The 15,246-nt window shown below is 47.0% G+C and carries 20 protein-coding genes and 1 other annotated feature; of the genes, 19 read left to right on the top strand and 1 reads right to left on the bottom strand.

Features of this window, described 5'->3' with window-relative positions; all coding sequences use genetic code 11:
- Nucleotides 1-56 precede the first annotated feature (56 nt).
- Complete coding sequence (gene pssA, locus AC6RGY_RS13165) at nt 57-761, top strand: CDP-diacylglycerol--serine O-phosphatidyltransferase (RefSeq protein ID WP_499863617.1); 705 nt, start codon at nt 57-59, stop codon at nt 759-761.
- 370 nt (nt 762-1,131) lie between these two features.
- Here pssA and AC6RGY_RS13160 read toward each other — a convergent pair whose 3' ends face one another.
- Nucleotides 1,132-1,545 (bottom strand): DUF1573 domain-containing protein, encoded by a 414-nt coding sequence (locus AC6RGY_RS13160; RefSeq protein WP_499863614.1) that lies wholly within the window; start codon nt 1,543-1,545, stop codon nt 1,132-1,134.
- 200 nt (nt 1,546-1,745) lie between these two features.
- Between AC6RGY_RS13160 and AC6RGY_RS13155 the strand changes: the two genes are divergently transcribed.
- The 18 genes from AC6RGY_RS13155 to AC6RGY_RS13070 all read left to right on the top strand — a co-directional run bounded on the left by AC6RGY_RS13155 (nt 1,746) and on the right by AC6RGY_RS13070 (nt 15,078).
- Nucleotides 1,746-2,258 (top strand): CarD family transcriptional regulator, encoded by a 513-nt coding sequence (locus tag AC6RGY_RS13155; RefSeq protein WP_499863899.1) that lies wholly within the window; start codon nt 1,746-1,748, stop codon nt 2,256-2,258.
- Between the two features lie 96 nt (nt 2,259-2,354).
- Nucleotides 2,355-3,455 carry a PIN/TRAM domain-containing protein gene (locus AC6RGY_RS13150; protein ID WP_499863612.1) on the top strand — a complete coding sequence of 367 codons (1,101 nt, stop codon included), beginning with the start codon at nt 2,355-2,357 and terminating at the stop codon, nt 3,453-3,455.
- Between the two features lie 176 nt (nt 3,456-3,631).
- Nucleotides 3,632-4,108, top strand: a complete 477-nt coding sequence (gene ispF, locus AC6RGY_RS13145) for a 2-C-methyl-D-erythritol 2,4-cyclodiphosphate synthase (RefSeq protein ID WP_499863609.1) — start codon at nt 3,632-3,634, stop codon at nt 4,106-4,108.
- Between the two features lie 56 nt (nt 4,109-4,164).
- Nucleotides 4,165-5,634 carry a glutamate--tRNA ligase gene (gene gltX, locus AC6RGY_RS13140; protein WP_499863608.1) on the top strand — a complete coding sequence of 490 codons (1,470 nt, stop codon included), beginning with the start codon at nt 4,165-4,167 and terminating at the stop codon, nt 5,632-5,634.
- 366 nt (nt 5,635-6,000) lie between these two features.
- Complete coding sequence (cysE, locus tag AC6RGY_RS13135; RefSeq protein ID WP_499863605.1) at nt 6,001-6,663, top strand: serine O-acetyltransferase; 663 nt, start codon at nt 6,001-6,003, stop codon at nt 6,661-6,663.
- A 14-nt stretch (nt 6,664-6,677) separates the two neighbouring features.
- A complete protein-coding gene (cysS, locus tag AC6RGY_RS13130; RefSeq protein ID WP_499863604.1) occupies nt 6,678-8,075 on the top strand; it encodes a cysteine--tRNA ligase in 1,398 nt (465 codons plus the stop codon).
- 3 nt (nt 8,076-8,078) lie between these two features.
- The gene (locus tag AC6RGY_RS13125; RefSeq protein ID WP_499863602.1) at nt 8,079-8,507 is read left to right on the top strand and encodes a Mini-ribonuclease 3; all 429 of its coding nucleotides are present in this window, start codon (nt 8,079-8,081) and stop codon (nt 8,505-8,507) included.
- Nucleotides 8,504-9,247, top strand: a complete 744-nt coding sequence (gene rlmB / locus AC6RGY_RS13120) for a 23S rRNA (guanosine(2251)-2'-O)-methyltransferase RlmB (RefSeq protein WP_499863600.1) — start codon at nt 8,504-8,506, stop codon at nt 9,245-9,247. The genes AC6RGY_RS13125 and rlmB overlap by 4 nt, the downstream gene beginning before the upstream one ends.
- Before the next feature lies 1 nt (nt 9,248).
- Nucleotides 9,249-9,752 (top strand): NYN domain-containing protein, encoded by a 504-nt coding sequence (locus tag AC6RGY_RS13115; RefSeq protein WP_499863598.1) that lies wholly within the window; start codon nt 9,249-9,251, stop codon nt 9,750-9,752.
- A 76-nt stretch (nt 9,753-9,828) separates the two neighbouring features.
- Nucleotides 9,829-10,515, top strand: a complete 687-nt coding sequence (gene sigH, locus AC6RGY_RS13110) for an RNA polymerase sporulation sigma factor SigH (protein ID WP_499863596.1) — start codon at nt 9,829-9,831, stop codon at nt 10,513-10,515.
- Between the two features lie 456 nt (nt 10,516-10,971).
- A complete protein-coding gene (gene rpmG / locus AC6RGY_RS13105; RefSeq protein WP_499863594.1) occupies nt 10,972-11,121 on the top strand; it encodes a 50S ribosomal protein L33 in 150 nt (49 codons plus the stop codon).
- 32 nt (nt 11,122-11,153) lie between these two features.
- Nucleotides 11,154-11,366: a preprotein translocase subunit SecE gene (secE, locus tag AC6RGY_RS13100; RefSeq protein ID WP_499863592.1), complete on the top strand. Its 213-nt coding sequence runs from the start codon at nt 11,154-11,156 to the stop codon at nt 11,364-11,366.
- 46 nt (nt 11,367-11,412) lie between these two features.
- Entirely contained in the window at nt 11,413-11,946 is a 534-nt protein-coding gene (gene nusG, locus AC6RGY_RS13095; RefSeq protein ID WP_499863591.1) for a transcription termination/antitermination protein NusG, read from the top strand.
- Nucleotides 11,947-12,060: 114 nt separating this feature from the next.
- Complete coding sequence (gene rplK, locus AC6RGY_RS13090) at nt 12,061-12,486, top strand: 50S ribosomal protein L11 (RefSeq protein ID WP_499863589.1); 426 nt, start codon at nt 12,061-12,063, stop codon at nt 12,484-12,486.
- An 84-nt stretch (nt 12,487-12,570) separates the two neighbouring features.
- The gene (rplA, locus tag AC6RGY_RS13085) at nt 12,571-13,269 is read left to right on the top strand and encodes a 50S ribosomal protein L1 (protein ID WP_499863588.1); all 699 of its coding nucleotides are present in this window, start codon (nt 12,571-12,573) and stop codon (nt 13,267-13,269) included.
- 51 nt (nt 13,270-13,320) lie between these two features.
- Nucleotides 13,321-13,451 (top strand) — a sequence feature (ribosomal protein L10 leader region).
- Nucleotides 13,452-13,480: 29 nt separating this feature from the next.
- Nucleotides 13,481-13,981, top strand: coding sequence for a 50S ribosomal protein L10 (gene rplJ / locus AC6RGY_RS13080; RefSeq protein WP_499863586.1), 501 nt, complete (start codon nt 13,481-13,483; stop codon nt 13,979-13,981).
- A 62-nt stretch (nt 13,982-14,043) separates the two neighbouring features.
- Complete coding sequence (rplL, locus tag AC6RGY_RS13075) at nt 14,044-14,409, top strand: 50S ribosomal protein L7/L12 (RefSeq protein WP_499863584.1); 366 nt, start codon at nt 14,044-14,046, stop codon at nt 14,407-14,409.
- A gap of 66 nt (nt 14,410-14,475) precedes the next feature.
- On the top strand, nt 14,476-15,078 hold the full coding sequence (locus AC6RGY_RS13070; protein WP_499863583.1) for a class I SAM-dependent methyltransferase: 603 nt from the start codon (nt 14,476-14,478) through the stop codon (nt 15,076-15,078).
- The last annotated feature ends 168 nt before the right edge of the window (nt 15,079-15,246 follow it).

Genomic DNA, 15,246 nt, shown 5'->3' with positions numbered 1-15,246 from the left:
CAAGGGCTGATCCCCCGTTTGGATACGCCCTATTTTATTTTAGGAGGCTTACAATCATGTTGGCGCGAGCGTTACCGAGCATCCTTACCGTTGGGAATCTGTTCTTAGGGGTGATGGCCATGATCCTGGCGTGCCAAGGAGAATGGCGCTATGGAGCGATTATGGTTATCATTGGCATGTTCTTGGATGGACTGGATGGCAGGGTAGCGAGGTTACTAAATACCCAGAGTGAATTTGGGAAAGAGCTGGACTCATTATCTGATATTGTCTCATTTGGCATTGCCCCTGCTATCATTATGTACCTTGCTGCTTTTCAAGAACTGGGATCCTTTGGATGGATCTTGACGGCGATTTTTCCGATTTGTGGAGCACTACGTCTTGCTCGATTTAACGTACATCCAGGTATACCCGGTTACTTTATCGGGCTACCGATCACGGCGGCTGGTGGAATATTGGCAACGATGGCGTTGTACAAAGATACGGTTGCTTCCCCCGCAGTGTTGGTGATGGGGACATTGTTTTTATCTTTTCTTATGATTAGTAACATTAAGTACCCAAACTTTAAACGGCTTGGTATCCCTAAAAAAACGTATTGGATTGCTCCTTTGGTCATCCTACTATTTGCGGCGTTAGCTGCGCGCTTTCCGGAGTTGCTACCGAAGTTGATATTTGTTCCTCTGGCTCTCTATGCTGTATATGGTGTGAGACACTCCATGAAAAGAAGAAGGCGTCGTAAAGAAAAGGCTGTTGAAGAGGGATAGATAGAGGGAGAAGTCCTCTACTGGTGAAAAGGTGAAAGACACCTCGCAGGGTTAATGGAAGATGGGCGAGCGGTTTCTTTCTGAGAGACTCTGAGCCGTGGATCAGGCAGCGATGAGAGAGGCCACCGCCTAACAACCTATGTGTCGAGAGAATCAATCGCTCCTGGGCGGGTTGTTTTCCTCTCGAGGTGTGTAGACAATCCATTTTCATTAACGGAAGACGGATGAAAATTTAATCAACAAATCAGTGGAAGCTGATAGAGCAACCGAATAGAAACAGTTTTCACAAAGAAAATCCCAGGAGCTATCTCCTGGGATTTTTTTCAATCGAACATTTTTTTAAAAACAACGTTTATAAAGGTGAGGAGGCTTAGCGAAGGTGAAATACACCTAAGGTATTTAAGCTTTCCTGCTCATCAGCTATGACTTCGCTTAATGAGAGCTCGAATAAATTGCACATGGCAACTAAATAGAACAAGTTCTTACCCATTTCTGACTTAAGAATGTCACGGCAATGGGCGCACAATTCACCAGACAAGTGAGAAGTGAAACCCTCTTTACACTCCTGCACAGTGGCATCTTGGCTATAAGGTTGACGTTCGGCTTGGATTTGGATGCATCCACAGTCAGTGACCGCCTTCATGACGGCACGGTTTGTACGCGCATTCGTTTCTTGGTACTTGGAGACGACATCGAGGAGACTGCGATGGCGAAGTAACAGATCGGAGACTTGATGTTGGAACTGATCGATGACCTGTTCCGTCTCTATTTGCTTACTATCCATTCCGACCGTCCTTTCCTAAGAGCAGAAAATTCTCTACAAATTTATTATAGCGGTCAGGCTATTGGGTGTCAATTTTTCACATGTAGGTTAAAATAATGGTTGACGCTACCTTATGACCTATGCTAATATTGTTTATTTAAAAATTGACAACCGATCTTCGCTTGTGATAAAATGGAAATGAGATATTGCCCCTAATGGAGGTGGGTTTCTTGTTTAATGTCGGTGATCGAGTCGTCTATCCTATGCATGGAGCCGGAGTCATTGAGTCCATCGAGGAAAAAGAAATCTTGGGTGAGCGAAAGAAGTATTATGTCATGCGTCTTCCCGTTGGGGAGATGAAGGTGATGATTCCGATGGCTAATGTAGATAGCATCGGATTGCGAGAGGTCGTAGACGAAGAAACCGTTGGGGAAGTCTTTGAGCGTTTAAAACAACAAGAGAGCGATATCACCACAAACTGGAATCGCCGCTATCGTGCCAATTTAGATAAAATGAAGAGCGGGGAGCTCTATGATTTGGCTGAGGTGGTTCGTGGATTGATGTTGCGTGATCGAGAAAAAGGGCTCTCGACCGGGGAGCGTAAAATGTTAGAGAACGCACGTCAAATCTTGATTAGTGAGCTCGTCTTGGCGAAAGAGATTGAAGAAGAAGAAGCCTTTCATCTATTGGATGAATCCTTTTCGGCTAATACAGAACCCACCAGCAAGAAATAGAAGCAAGGTGTGGGTATTGGTAAAAAAATATACAAATGTGGTTTTTTCTATAGAGAGGTTGTCTATAATGAAGGGTAAGAGGAGGTGAGGCCCCCAATGTTGAAACGATTTGTCCAGTTAGCTTTTGCCCTAGTCGGTGCGATGCTCGGTTATACATTGGGTCCATCATTGTTTCAGATTTTAAGAGATACCCCGCTCAATTTTGGCGAAGTTCCTGCACCTGAATATGTTGGTGTCGTCATCGGGGCGATCCTCTTTTATTTCGTGACCCTGCGCCTGTCCAATTACGTAGTTCGATGGATTCGTTGGAGCGAAGAGCGACTCGTTAAGATTCCGGCTACAGATATATTATTTGGTGCTTTCGGATTAATATTTGGTCTTATTGTAGCCTCTCTTTTGGAGTCTTCGCTTACCCGTATTCCAATCCCAGGGTTTGATGTGGTGTTGCCCCTACTCATCTCAGGGATCCTTGGATATCTCGGTTTTCGGGTTGGCTATAGTAAGCGAGATGAGTTGCTCTCCGTTTTTACAATCGGGAAGCAAGCGCGGGATCGCTCGAAGAAAGAGAAGGATACGCGTAGTAGAGAGGTTGAACCCAAAATTCTGGATACCAGTGTGATTATCGATGGTCGCATTGCCGATATCTGCCGCACCGGTTTCTTGGAAGGAACACTGGTTATTCCCGCTTTTGTGCTAGAGGAATTGCAACATATCGCAGACTCCTCCGATGTTCTGAAGCGAAACCGTGGTCGCCGTGGCTTAGATATTCTGAACAAAATCCAGAAGGAATTGGAGACGAAGGTTCTCATTTATGAAGGGGATTTTGAAGAGATTTCGGAAGTGGATAGTAAACTAGTCAAGCTGGCTAAGGTGCTGTCGGGGAAAGTGGTTACCAACGACTTTAACTTAAATAAGGTGTGTGAATTACAAGGGGTCAAGGTATTAAACATTAATGACCTCGCCAATGCCGTGAAGCCTGTCGTTCTGCCGGGAGAAGAAATCCGCGTGCAAGTGATCAAAGACGGCAAGGAACATGGGCAAGGAGTAGCATACCTGGATGATGGCACGATGATCGTTATTGAGGGCGGTCGGGACTACATCGGTGAAGATATCGATGTATTGGTAACCAGTGTGTTGCAAACCTCAGCAGGGCGGATGATTTTTGCCAAACCGAAGCTATTAGAGCGAGCGCTTTGATGGATTCACTTGCGAGAATGGAACAAGGAGCAGTATAATACCCTTAGGATTTTTAGCTGGGTAGTTGAAAAGGATAGTGAATGTGATCGCCCGTGTCGGGGAAATTTCCTGCCGGGCGTCCTTCTTGTTAAAAAGGTTTTTACGATGATCTGTTAGGGAAGAGAGGTGGGTTCCAAGTGATTCGCATCGGACAAGGGTTTGATGTACATCAATTTTCTGAGGAGCGTCCGCTGATCATAGGTGGCGTCAAGATTCCACATCATCAAGGCTTAGTGGGCCACTCGGATGCGGATGTTTTGTTGCATGCGATTACGGATGCGATTTTAGGTGCGATGGGTGAAGGAGATATTGGAAAACACTTTCCGGATACCGATCCCAAGTATAAAGGTGCTGATAGTGGAAAGTTATTAGAGGTTGTGTGGGAGATGGTCCGCGCACGTGGGTTGGAGTTAGGCAATTTAGATGCGACGATCATTGCACAAGCACCCAAGATGGCTCCTTATATTGAAGAGATGAAGGGACGAATTGCCCAATTGCTCGCATCCTCTACGGATGCCATTAATGTGAAAGCGACGACATCAGAGAAGTTAGGCTTTACGGGAAGAGAAGAGGGAATTGCGGCCATGGCTGTTGTCTGTTTGCAAGCGAATTAGTCCTAAATTATATGGACGCGCCATATCGTACGATTCATAGAAAGGAGAGGATTGGATTGACGAAAAGAGTACGGACGAGGTATGCACCCAGTCCAACAGGCCACTTACATATTGGAGGCGCACGCACGGCATTATTTAGTTATTTATGGGCACGAAAATTTGATGGGGATTTTGTTGTTCGTATCGAAGATACGGATCAAGTGCGGAATGTTGAACAAGCAGCAGAAAAGCAAATGGCGGCACTGGATTGGTTGGGACTGGAGTGGGATGAGTCGATTGATCGTGAAGGGGCGTTTGGACCTTATCGCTCAATGGAGCGGGTGGATATTTATCAGCAATATATCGACAAACTCCTAGAGACAGGACAAGCTTATCCATGCTATTGTACAGCAAAAGAGCTGGAGCAAGACCGTGAGCGGCAATTGGCCGATGGTGTGGCGCCGAAGTATAGTGAGCGGTGTCGCAGTCTTACACCGGAGGAGCGAGTGGAGCTCGAACAGGAAGGAAAGCAGGCTTCCATTCGTTTTCGTGTTCCCAAGGGAAGAACGATTGTCGTAGAGGATGAGGTACGTGGACACGTAAACTTTGAGTCGGATGGGATTGGTGACTTTATCTTGCAACGTCCCGATGGCCGGCCGACCTATAATTTTGCCGTGACCATTGATGATGCATTGATGGAGATTAGCCATGTGGTACGGGGAGAAGAGCACCTTTCCAATACCCCTCGGCAAATTCTACTTTACCAGGCACTCGACTGGGAACCTCCGAAGTTTGCTCATGCTTCCTTGATTTTAAACCCTGATGGCAAAAAGATGAGTAAGCGGGATGAATCGATTATTCAGTTTATCGATCAATACCGCGATTTGGGTTATCTACCGGAGGCGTTGATCAACTTTATTGTCCTGTTGGGTTGGTCTCCCGAAGGAGAAGAAGAACTATTTTCCAAAGAGGAGATAGTGGAACGCTTTTCGTTGGAGCGCGTATCGAAAGCCCCTGCTGTTTTTGATACGGGCAAGTTGAAATACATGAACAATTATTACATTAAGCAATCCTCGCTGGAACGGATCGTGGAGTTATCCCTCCCTTTTCTGGAGGAACGGGGTTACATTCAGTTGCCGTTGGAAGATAAAGCGAGAGAGTGGGTAACTCGGGTCGTTGCTCTTTATCAAGAGCAATTGGATTATATCGCTCAAATTGCTGATCTGACGGAAATGTTCTTCCGCACAGAAGCGGTGTATTCGGCGGAGGCAGAAGAAGTATTGGCTGAAGAGCAAGTGCCTGAAGTCTTACATGCCTTTAAGGAGCAGTTGGAAAGCTTAGAGGAACCCCTCTTACCAGATACGATTAAAACGGCATTGAAACAAGTGCAAAAGGCGACGGGTCATAAAGGAAAGAAATTGTTTATGCCTGTTCGTGTTGCTGTGACGGGCGAAGTACATGGTCCTGATTTGCGGGAAACCATCTCTCTCTTAGGAAAAGAGCGCGTACGCGATCGCCTTATTTATTGCCTTGACAAGAGAGGGTAAAATAGAAGAGACGAAGGAATGAAATATACCCTGTGCGTTGATCGGGAGAGTACGAAATGTGAGCTTCAACCAGAGAAAGACACCGATGGCTGGAAGTGTCTGTATGCTCATGTTCTCGGAAATGCCCCCGTGAGCATGTTGCCCGAGCCCGCCTGATGGGTGGTCGTAGGCGCAACCAGTGCCCGCTGTTACTGGGCGTTAAAGTGGAACCGAGCGAAAGAGATGCCCAAGAGAATGGGATGTTTCTTTTTGCGGATTGGTTCAAACAGAGTGGAACCGCGGGAATCACCGTCTCTGTAGCTCATGCGCTGCAGGGACTTTTTTTGTACCGTTTTTGATTAATGTAAGTAAGGAGGGTGACCACAGATGAATAGACGAATTCGTCAAGCGATGGATGTGATTCGTTCCGATATTCAAGCAGTATTTGACCGGGATCCAGCTGCTCGCCACACTTTTGAAGTGGTGCTTACCTACTCTGGTCTACATGCGATTTGGGGACATCGAGTGGCTCATTACTTTTACCGGAAAAACCTCCGGCTCTTAGCACGTATGCTATCACAGTTTATGCGCTTTTTAACAGGAATTGAAATTCATCCCGGAGCCAGAATCGGTAAGGGGTTCTTCATCGACCACGGCATGGGTGTCGTTATTGGAGAAACATGTGAAATTGGTGATTATGTAACAATATTCCAAGGAGTGACCTTAGGTGGGACAGGAAAAGAGAAGGGAAAGCGTCATCCCACTTTGAAAAATCATGTGATGATTGCTTCGGGGGCGAAAGTGCTGGGCTCGATGACCATTGGTGAAAATGCCAAAATTGGTGCAGGTTCAGTGGTTTTGAAGGAAATTCCTCCTAATTCTACCGTGGTGGGGGTTCCAGGAAGAGTGGTCGTGCAAGATGGTGTGCGTGTGCCAGACTTGGAACACGGGAATATTTCAGATCCAGTAGAAGAAACATGTGATGCGCTACGCGAGGAGCTAAAGAAGTTGCGAGAAGAGGTAGCTACTCTCAAAAAACAAGTTCAATGAATGGAGGAAAAGCGATGACGGTTAAGTTATACAACACGATGAGTCGAGAGAAAGAGGACTTAAGCCCCTTAACACCAGGCAAGGTGAAGATGTATGTGTGCGGACCGACGGTTTACAACTATATTCATATTGGGAATGCACGGGCTTTTACTTTCTTTGATCTGGTCCGTCGTTACTTGGAGCATAAAGGATATGAAGTAACCTATGTGCAAAATTTCACAGATGTAGATGACCGCATGATCGAAGCGGCTGCAGCCGAAGGGACGACGGTTTCTGCTATTGCTGCGCGCTATATGGAAGCTTTCTATGCTGATATGGATGCGCTGGGAGTAAAACGTGCAGATATTCATCCGCGGGCTACGCAACATATCGAGGGTATGATTGAGGCGATTCAGGTCCTGATTGATAAAGGGTTTGCTTATGAACAGGAAGGGGATGTGTACTACCGTGCGCTACGTAAAGCGGACTACGGGAAGCTGAGTCATCAATCGCTCGACGATTTACAGTCTGGTGCGCGCATCGAAGTAGATAGACGGAAAGAGACGCCATTGGACTTTGCTTTATGGAAAAAAGAAAAGCCCGGTGAAGTCGCATGGCCTAGCCCCTGGGGAGCGGGTAGACCCGGTTGGCATATTGAATGCTCTGCGATGGCACGTGCCTACCTGGGAGACTCCATCGATATTCATGCAGGTGGGTTGGACTTGTGCTTTCCCCACCATGAAAACGAGATTGCACAGAGTGAAGCATGGACAGGCGAGCCGTTTGCCCGTTACTGGATGCACAATGGGTATATTAATATGGGTAGTGAGAAGATGTCCAAATCGCTGGGCAATGTGAAAACGGTCCACCATCTACGGCAACAGTACGATCCGCGCGTCTTACGTGCTTTCCTGTTCTCTTCTCATTACCGTAACCCGATCGCATTTACCACAGAAGCGTTGGAACAGGCACAACAGAGCTTGGAACGTTTGGATACCGCTTTTTATAACTTACGGCACCGTAAGCAAACGGCAATCCCTGGCGTGGCTTCTGCGGAAGCGAGTGAAGTGTTTCATCGCCTACAGCAAGAATTCGAAGAAGCTATGGATGATGACTTTAACGTAACCAATGCCATCACGGTATTGTTTGAAGCGGCGCGTTATGCGAATGAATGGGTATCCCAAGATGTCGTGACGCAGGGTACTTTGGAAGTGGCAGAAGCATTTTTCATCACTTATGGGATCGAGTTGCTGGGACTTCTGAAAGAAGAAGAAGAGCAGTTGGATACATGGGTGGAAACGAAGATTGCGGAGCGGGAAGCTGCGCGCAAGAAGCGCGATTTTCAGCGTGCAGATGCGATTCGTGATGAGCTGAAGGAAGCCGATATTATTTTGGAAGATACGCCGCAAGGTGTACGTTGGAAGCGAGGGTAAGTGATGGAAAGTCTGATTGGACAAACAGAACCTTTTGTAGGGAAATCGACGAATGAGATGTCTCCGCTGTTGTTGGCGTATTTGGGGGATGCCGTATATGAAGTTTACGTGCGTTATCATTTGCTCGCCCTAGGTGTCGTACGTCCGCAAGATGTGCAACGGATGGCTGTGAAGTACGTATCTGCTACTGCTCAAGCACGTGGCTTACACCTACTGGAAGCAAGGCTTACAGAGAAAGAGCAAGACGTGGTACGGCGAGGGCGCAATGCCAAATCAGGCAGTACGCCTAAAAATACGAAGGTTGCCGATTATCGCTTGAGTACCGGTTTAGAAGCATTGGTTGGTTATTGGTATCTTAATGGGAAAAGCGAGCGCCTCAGTGAGATGATGCACTATTTACTACATGCAATGAAGGAAGGCGAGACAACATGAAAGAGAACCTGATACTTGGACGTGGACCCGTTTTAGAAGCACTCCGGGCAGAACGGAAATTAGAAAAGATCCTTCTCGCTGAAGGCGTGGGCAAAGGGAAGCTGGAGGAACTATTTCAGCTTGCCCGCCAGCGAGGCGTCACTTGGCAATGGGTTCCGCGTAAACGTTTGGATCAGTTGACAGAAGGAGAAAACCATCAAGGGGTGGTAGCTGAAGCAAGTGAGTTTGTCTACGCGGATGTAGAGGAGCTGTTTGCCGTTGCAGAAGAACGAGGAGAAGAGCCTTTCTTTCTCATCTTAGATGGCGTGGAGGATCCTCACAATTTGGGTTCGATGATCCGCACGGCAGACGCTGTCGGTGCACATGGTGTGATTATTCCGAAGCGACGGGCAGCCCATGTGACTCCGACTGTGGCGAAAACTTCCGCTGGAGCAGTCGAGCATGTTCCGGTGGCACGTGTGACAAACCTTAACCGTACAGCGGACGAGCTGAAAGAGCGGGGAGTTTGGTTGATTGGTAGCGCAGCCGATGCACCAAGCCGTTTAGAGGAGTTGGATTACCGCATGCCCGTGGCGATGGTGATCGGTAATGAAGGGAAAGGCATCAGTCGATTGCTACAGGAGAAGTGCGATCAGATGGTGCGGCTTACCATGAAAGGAAAAGGTTCGTCATTCAATGCATCAGTGGCAGGTGCGCTATTGATGTACGAAGTGTTACGTAGCCGCCAGCTGGGTGAATGAAATGGAAGAATGGCTGGTGGTGGATGGATATAATGTGATTGGTGCCAGCGGGCAGAAGGCTTTTGGCCCTTCCTTAGAGGAAGCCCGCTACCGCCTGATCGAACAGTTATCTGAATATCAGGCGGTGTCCGGCAGGCATGTCATTGTGGTCTTTGATGCTCATCTTGCTGAAGGAGGAGAGGCAAAGGAAGAGCAGCAGCAAGTGACGATTTTCTATACCAAACAACACGAAACAGCAGATGAATGGATCGAGCGATGGGTGCGACAACAGCGCGATAAAAAGAAAGAGATTTATGTGGCTACTTCAGATTACCTCGAACAGCGGATGATTCTGGGTCATGGTGCCTATCGTATTTCGGCGAGAGAATTGGTAGAGATACTCGAAAATAGTAGTAAAAAGGTGAGTGAGCAGATTGAAAAGCGCAGAGAACAGCCGGGAACGCTGGGGCACCGCCTAGAAGAGGATATTCTCCGAACTTTTGAGAATTGGCGAAGAAGAAAATAGGCGGAAATTTGACGGTTTTGTTGCAACTCGGATATAATAGAGTTAACTTGGGCTACCAATATACATGGCTGGGGGGATGAGGGTGAGCGTTAACGTTCAAGTTCAAGTAAGCCAAGCACCAAGGGAACCTAGAGTCGAGTATGCTGTATACAAGGAAATGGCCGATGAAATGTTGGTAGCGGGTGTGCGAACAGGGGATACTGGAGCGCTGGAATTCTTGATTCATAAATACAGAAACTTCGTCCGTGCGAAAGCTCGCTCCTACTTTCTCATCGGGGCCGATCATGAAGACATTATCCAAGAGGGCATGATAGGTTTATACAAAGCGATTCGAGATTATCGAGACGAAAAATTAACATCATTCAAAGCATTCGCTGAATTGTGTATTACCAGACAAATCATTACCGCTATTAAAACGGCCACACGTCAGAAGCATATTCCACTTAATTCCTATGTATCGTTGGACAAGCCTATTTATGATGAAGATTCTGATCGAACCCTGATGGACGTACTAACAGGGGGGCGCATCTCTGATCCGGAAGTCTTGTATATTCACCAGGAAGAATTTGCAGATATAGAAGACAAGATGACCGAGATTTTAAGTGAATTGGAACGACAAGTTTTAATGCTTTATCTTGATGGTCGATCCTATCAAGAGATTGCCGTTGACTTGAAACGCCACGTCAAATCTATCGATAACGCTCTGCAACGCGTGAAACGGAAAGTAGAACGCTTCTTAGAAGGACGTGGAGTCACTCCGTGAGGGGATAGACAAGGGGAAGGTCCCTCTCGCGAAGTGAAATCCACAAAAGCATTATCATTTACCATAAAATACTTTTCGACGGCTTCAGAGAGAATTCCTTTTTCTCAGTACAAAAATTTTATCTAACTGGTTAGTCCCTTTGAGACAGGATGTTTAGAACAAACGGGCAATATGAGACATCTGTTTCTTTTGTAGCGAAGAAAATTAATAGAATATTAGCGATTGCATGAAGCGGAGGATTTCCTGAATCTAGTGGGTTGTTTAAGGATGCAAGTAAAACGTGTATACTACTTACAGATTGCCAGTTTAGAGCCTGGTAGGATTCGTCCATAATAGTTGAGAGGACGGATGTGTCGGGCTCTCTTTCATTGACACTGCTTCCTCGTTGTGATAAAGTGATTTGGGTATTTTCTATATGAGAATAAGCGATTTGCGAGGTCTAAAGGAGGTGTTCGCATGCGGGTTATTGTTACGATGGCTTGTACGGACTGTAAGGAACGTAACTATACGACAGAGAAGAATAAGCGGAAGCATCCGGACCGGATGGAGTTTAAAAAATTCTGCCCCCGGTGCAACGGGCACAAGGTTCACCGTGAGACAAAATAATTTCGCCGCAAGGCGTTATGGGGGTGACGAGCATGGGCATTCTCGGTCGAATTAAAAAAAGCTTCACTGGGACAGCCAATTTTTTCAGTGGAAGTGTAACCGAACTGAAAAAAGTTCGCTGGCCGTCTCGTAAAGAATTAACGAGTTATACCATTGTTGTAATCGTCACGGTCCTCTTTCTTACATTGTTTTTTGCTGTCATCGATCTTGGAGTTAGTCAATTGACCAAGCTGGTGACGGGTTGATCAAATCTGTCATAAGGGGGGACAGGGCGACAGTTGCCCTGAGTTCATGGAGAAGAATTGGTATGTAGTTCACACATATTCGGGCTACGAGAACAAAGTGAAGGCCAACCTGGAAAAGCGGGTTTACTCGATGGAAATGGAAGATAAAATCTTTCGTGTCCTTGTGCCCATGGAAGAAGAAGTGGAGCACAAAGATGGAAAACGAAAATCGGTGATGAAAAAAACCTTTCCGGGTTATGTTCTGGTAGAAATGGTCATGACGGACGACTCATGGTATGTCGTACGGAATACACCGGGTGTGACGGGTTTTGTTGGTTCTTCTGGAGCTGGATCGAAACCAACTCCCCTTATGCCGTATGAAGCGGAAGCCATCTTGCGTCAAATGGGATTGACAGATGCACTAACAAAGGTTGACTTTGCAGTAAATGAAACCGTAAAAGTGAAAGAGGGACCGTTTGCCGACTTTGTCGGAAAGGTCGAAGAAGTGGATGTGGACCGACAAAAACTAAAGGTACTCGTCGATATGTTTGGACGCGAGACACCGGTTGAACTGGATTTTGAGCAAGCGGAAAAATTATGATGCAATCCGTCCCTTTCTTTTGCATGAGGTTTGTGATAAAGTAAGAAGTGTTTTGTGCGTGAAGTGGGAGGGTGCAACCCGCGAGAACCACATTTTTGAAGGAGGTTGGTCGGCGTGGCCAAGAAAGTAATGAAAGTTGTCAAATTGCAGATCCCTGCCGGTAAAGCCAACCCGGCACCGCCTGTAGGTCCGGCGCTCGGGCAAGCTGGGGTCAATATCATGGGCTTTTGTAAGGAATTTAATGCCCGCACGTCAGATCAAGCCGGGATGATTATTCCGGTGGAAATCACGGTTTTTGAAGATCGTTCATTTGACTTCATCACCAAGACCCCACCAGCAGCCATTCTTTTGAAGAAAGCAGCTGGGATTGAGTCTGGTTCTGGAGAACCAAATCGAAATAAAGTAGCGACCGTTAAGCGGGACAAAGTGCGTGAAATCGCTGAAACCAAAATGCCTGATTTGAATGCGGCAGATGTGGAAGCGGCAATGCGTATGGTAGAAGGTACCGCTCGTAGCATGGGGATCGTTATCGAAGACTAAAGGTACGTCGCTCCGCTTCCGCCACGGGTAGCGCGAGCGAGTGGGAGGAAAAATCCGTTATGACCACGAAGGGAGTGAAGAAACGTGGCGAAAAAAGGTAAAAAGTATCAAGAGGTTACGAAAAAAGTAGACCGGGAAAAAGCATATGAACCGGCGGATGCATTGGCATTGGTGAAAGAGATCGCCCCGGCGAAGTTTGACGAAACAGTGGAAGCTGCTTTTCGTCTCGGCATCAATGTAAAACGTGCTGACCAGCAAGTGCGTGGAGCTGTCGTTCTTCCGCATGGAACCGGTAAAACCAAACGTGTATTGGTTTTTGCAAAAGGGGAAAAAGCGAAAGAAGCAGAAAATGCAGGAGCAGACTTCGTCGGCGATGAAGATCTCGTCAATAAAGTACTTCAGGGCTGGCTCGACTTCGATGTCGTTGTTGCTACTCCAGACATGATGGGTCAAGTAGGGAAATTGGGCCGTACTTTGGGTCCAAAGGGACTTATGCCTAACCCGAAAACCGGCACCGTTACGTTTGAAGTAGAAAAAGCGGTTGGTGAAATCAAAGCGGGTAAAATTGAGTACCGCGCTGATAAAGCAGGGAACATTCACTGCCCAATTGGAAAAGTGTCCTTTGACAACGAACAATTGGAAGCCAACTTGCAAGCTCTGGTAGATGCTTTACTCAAAGCGAAGCCAGCTGCAGCCAAAGGGAAGTATATGAAAAATCTCTCTGTTTCCTCAACCATGGGTCCTGGGGTAGGAGTGAACACGGGTGGTTACGTCACTCGTTAATGCTTGACAATCATGCGAGAAATTAAGTATGATAGGAAAGCTGATGACAATCGGATAAAATGAATGCTACCGCAGACAGTAGGTGTGCCAGAGCGCGCTTAATATCCTACCGAGGTGGAGGATAATCCTTAGAGATTTATTCCCGGCCTTCGTCTGTCTGCGAAGGCTCTTTTTATGTTGATTGAAAGGTACTGTCGAGGAGGTGGAACCTGTGTCTCAGATTATCGAGCAGAAGAAAAAAGTCGTCGAAGAGATTGTCGCGCTTTTGGAAGCGAGTCAAGCGACCATTCTGACCGACTATCGCGGTCTGGATGTAACGGAATCGAACGAGTTGCGTAAGCAATTGCGTGAAGCAGGCGTGGAGTACAAGGTGTTGAAAAACACGATGACACGTCGTGCGACGGCGAAGCTTGAGTTGACTGACTTGGATGAGCATCTAAACGGGCCGACTGCAATTGCATTCAGCACGGAAGATGTGGTTGCTCCAGCAAAGATCATCTACAACTTCGCTAAAGAACACGAAGCGCTAGAAATTAAAGGCGGTGTCGTGGAAGGCCGCGTGGTAAGCAAAGAAGCGATTCAAGAACTCGCGAAGATGCCTTCACGCGAAGGGCTCTTGTCCATGTTGCTTAGCGTCTTGCAAGCACCGATGCGCAATATGGCGTTGGCTGTTCAAGCAGTGGCTGACAAAAATGAAGAAGAGTCCGCTTAGGATAGACCTTAGTGGCTCTCTATTAAATGCATAATCATAATGATAAACAAGGAGGTTTCATCATGTCCCATCAAGAGATCATTGAAGCGATCAAAGGCATGACTGTTTTGGAATTGAACGACTTAGTTAAAGCAATTGAAGAAGAGTTTGGTGTAACCGCAGCAGCACCAGTAGCTGTTGCCGGAGGCGGCGGAGAAGCAGGTGCAGCAGTAGAGCAAACCGAATTCGACGTGATCTTGGCAGACGCAGGTGCTTCCAAAATCAAAGTAATCAAAGTGGTTCGTGGCATCACCGGCTTGGGTCTCAAAGAGGCAAAAGCAATGGTAGACGGTGCTCCAAGCCCAGTAAAAGAAGGCGTTTCCAAAGAAGATGCCGAAGATATCAAATCCCAATTAGAAGAAGTCGGCGCAAAAGTGGAAGTGAAGTAGTCCATCAAAGCCGGTCGGACCCGTCGCTTAAGTGCCGGCGGGTCTGTTTTATAAGGAGGATGGATCGTGGGCGATCACTATTTCTCGCAACAACCAGAATCAGAAAAGAAACAGCATTTGTTAGAGGCTCGCTTGGGTGAGCGCGTCTTTCGTTTTTATGCAGGTGCCGGTGTCTTCTCCAAACAAGGAGTGGATTATGGTAGCCGCTTATTGATTGAGACATGTGATCTACCAAGTGAGGGTGATTTGCTGGATCTCGGATGCGGGTATGGAGCGGTAGGGATTGCTTGTGCGGCCTTTCGTCCGCAATGCCAGGTTACGATGGTGGATGTCAATGAACGAGCAGTGGAACTGGCCACAGAAAATGCGAATCTCAATGGGGTTGCTGAGCGAGTAGAAGTGCTTGCAAGCGATGGTTTCGCTGAAGTGGCAGAGAAGGACTACGACGTGATTTTGACCAATCCGCCCATTCGAACGGGCAAGCAAGTGGTATATGACTTGTTCCGACAAGCGAAGGATCACTTGAAGACAGGTGGAGAGCTATGGATTGTAATTCGTAAGCAGCAAGGAGCGGCTTCTGCTGTGGTGGAGTTAGAACGACTGCAGCTTGAGGTAGAAGTTGTTACGAAGGAAAAAGGGTACTGGATTTTATGCGCGAAAAAACGTTGACATCCAGAACCATCTATGCTAATCTTAGATAATGCCAAAATGTCGGTACCTATCGGGGTTCGGAACTTTCTTGCTATCCCGATATTTTTCCATGACTGATTTGGGAAAAATGAATAAACGACCAGACATTGGGTAAGACTAGGTCAATAGGTTGTTTATTGCGGAAAA

This window comes from Mechercharimyces mesophilus, from assembly GCF_059818345.1.
Note: the sequence above shows the minus strand (reverse complement) of the source record. Positions and strands in the feature narration are given on the sequence as shown.

Excerpts from the sequence above, each read along its gene's own strand:
- rlmB (WP_499863600.1), top strand. The coding sequence starts at position 8,504 with ATGAAAGAGAACCTGATACTTGGACGTGGACCCGTTTTAGAAGCACTC.
- AC6RGY_RS13160 (WP_499863614.1), bottom strand. The coding sequence starts at position 1,545 with ATGGATAGTAAGCAAATAGAGACGGAACAGGTCATCGATCAGTTCCAA.
- cysS (WP_499863604.1), top strand. The coding sequence starts at position 6,678 with ATGACGGTTAAGTTATACAACACGATGAGTCGAGAGAAAGAGGACTTA.
- secE (WP_499863592.1), top strand. The coding sequence starts at position 11,154 with ATGGGCATTCTCGGTCGAATTAAAAAAAGCTTCACTGGGACAGCCAAT.
- pssA (WP_499863617.1), top strand. The coding sequence starts at position 57 with ATGTTGGCGCGAGCGTTACCGAGCATCCTTACCGTTGGGAATCTGTTC.
- AC6RGY_RS13125 (WP_499863602.1), top strand. The coding sequence starts at position 8,079 with ATGGAAAGTCTGATTGGACAAACAGAACCTTTTGTAGGGAAATCGACG.
- sigH (WP_499863596.1), top strand. The coding sequence starts at position 9,829 with ATGAGGGTGAGCGTTAACGTTCAAGTTCAAGTAAGCCAAGCACCAAGG.
- cysE (WP_499863605.1), top strand. The coding sequence starts at position 6,001 with ATGAATAGACGAATTCGTCAAGCGATGGATGTGATTCGTTCCGATATT.
- rpmG (WP_499863594.1), top strand. The coding sequence starts at position 10,972 with ATGCGGGTTATTGTTACGATGGCTTGTACGGACTGTAAGGAACGTAAC.
- nusG (WP_499863591.1), top strand. The coding sequence starts at position 11,413 with ATGGAGAAGAATTGGTATGTAGTTCACACATATTCGGGCTACGAGAAC.
- AC6RGY_RS13150 (WP_499863612.1), top strand. The coding sequence starts at position 2,355 with ATGTTGAAACGATTTGTCCAGTTAGCTTTTGCCCTAGTCGGTGCGATG.
- rplL (WP_499863584.1), top strand. The coding sequence starts at position 14,044 with ATGTCCCATCAAGAGATCATTGAAGCGATCAAAGGCATGACTGTTTTG.
- AC6RGY_RS13115 (WP_499863598.1), top strand. The coding sequence starts at position 9,249 with ATGGAAGAATGGCTGGTGGTGGATGGATATAATGTGATTGGTGCCAGC.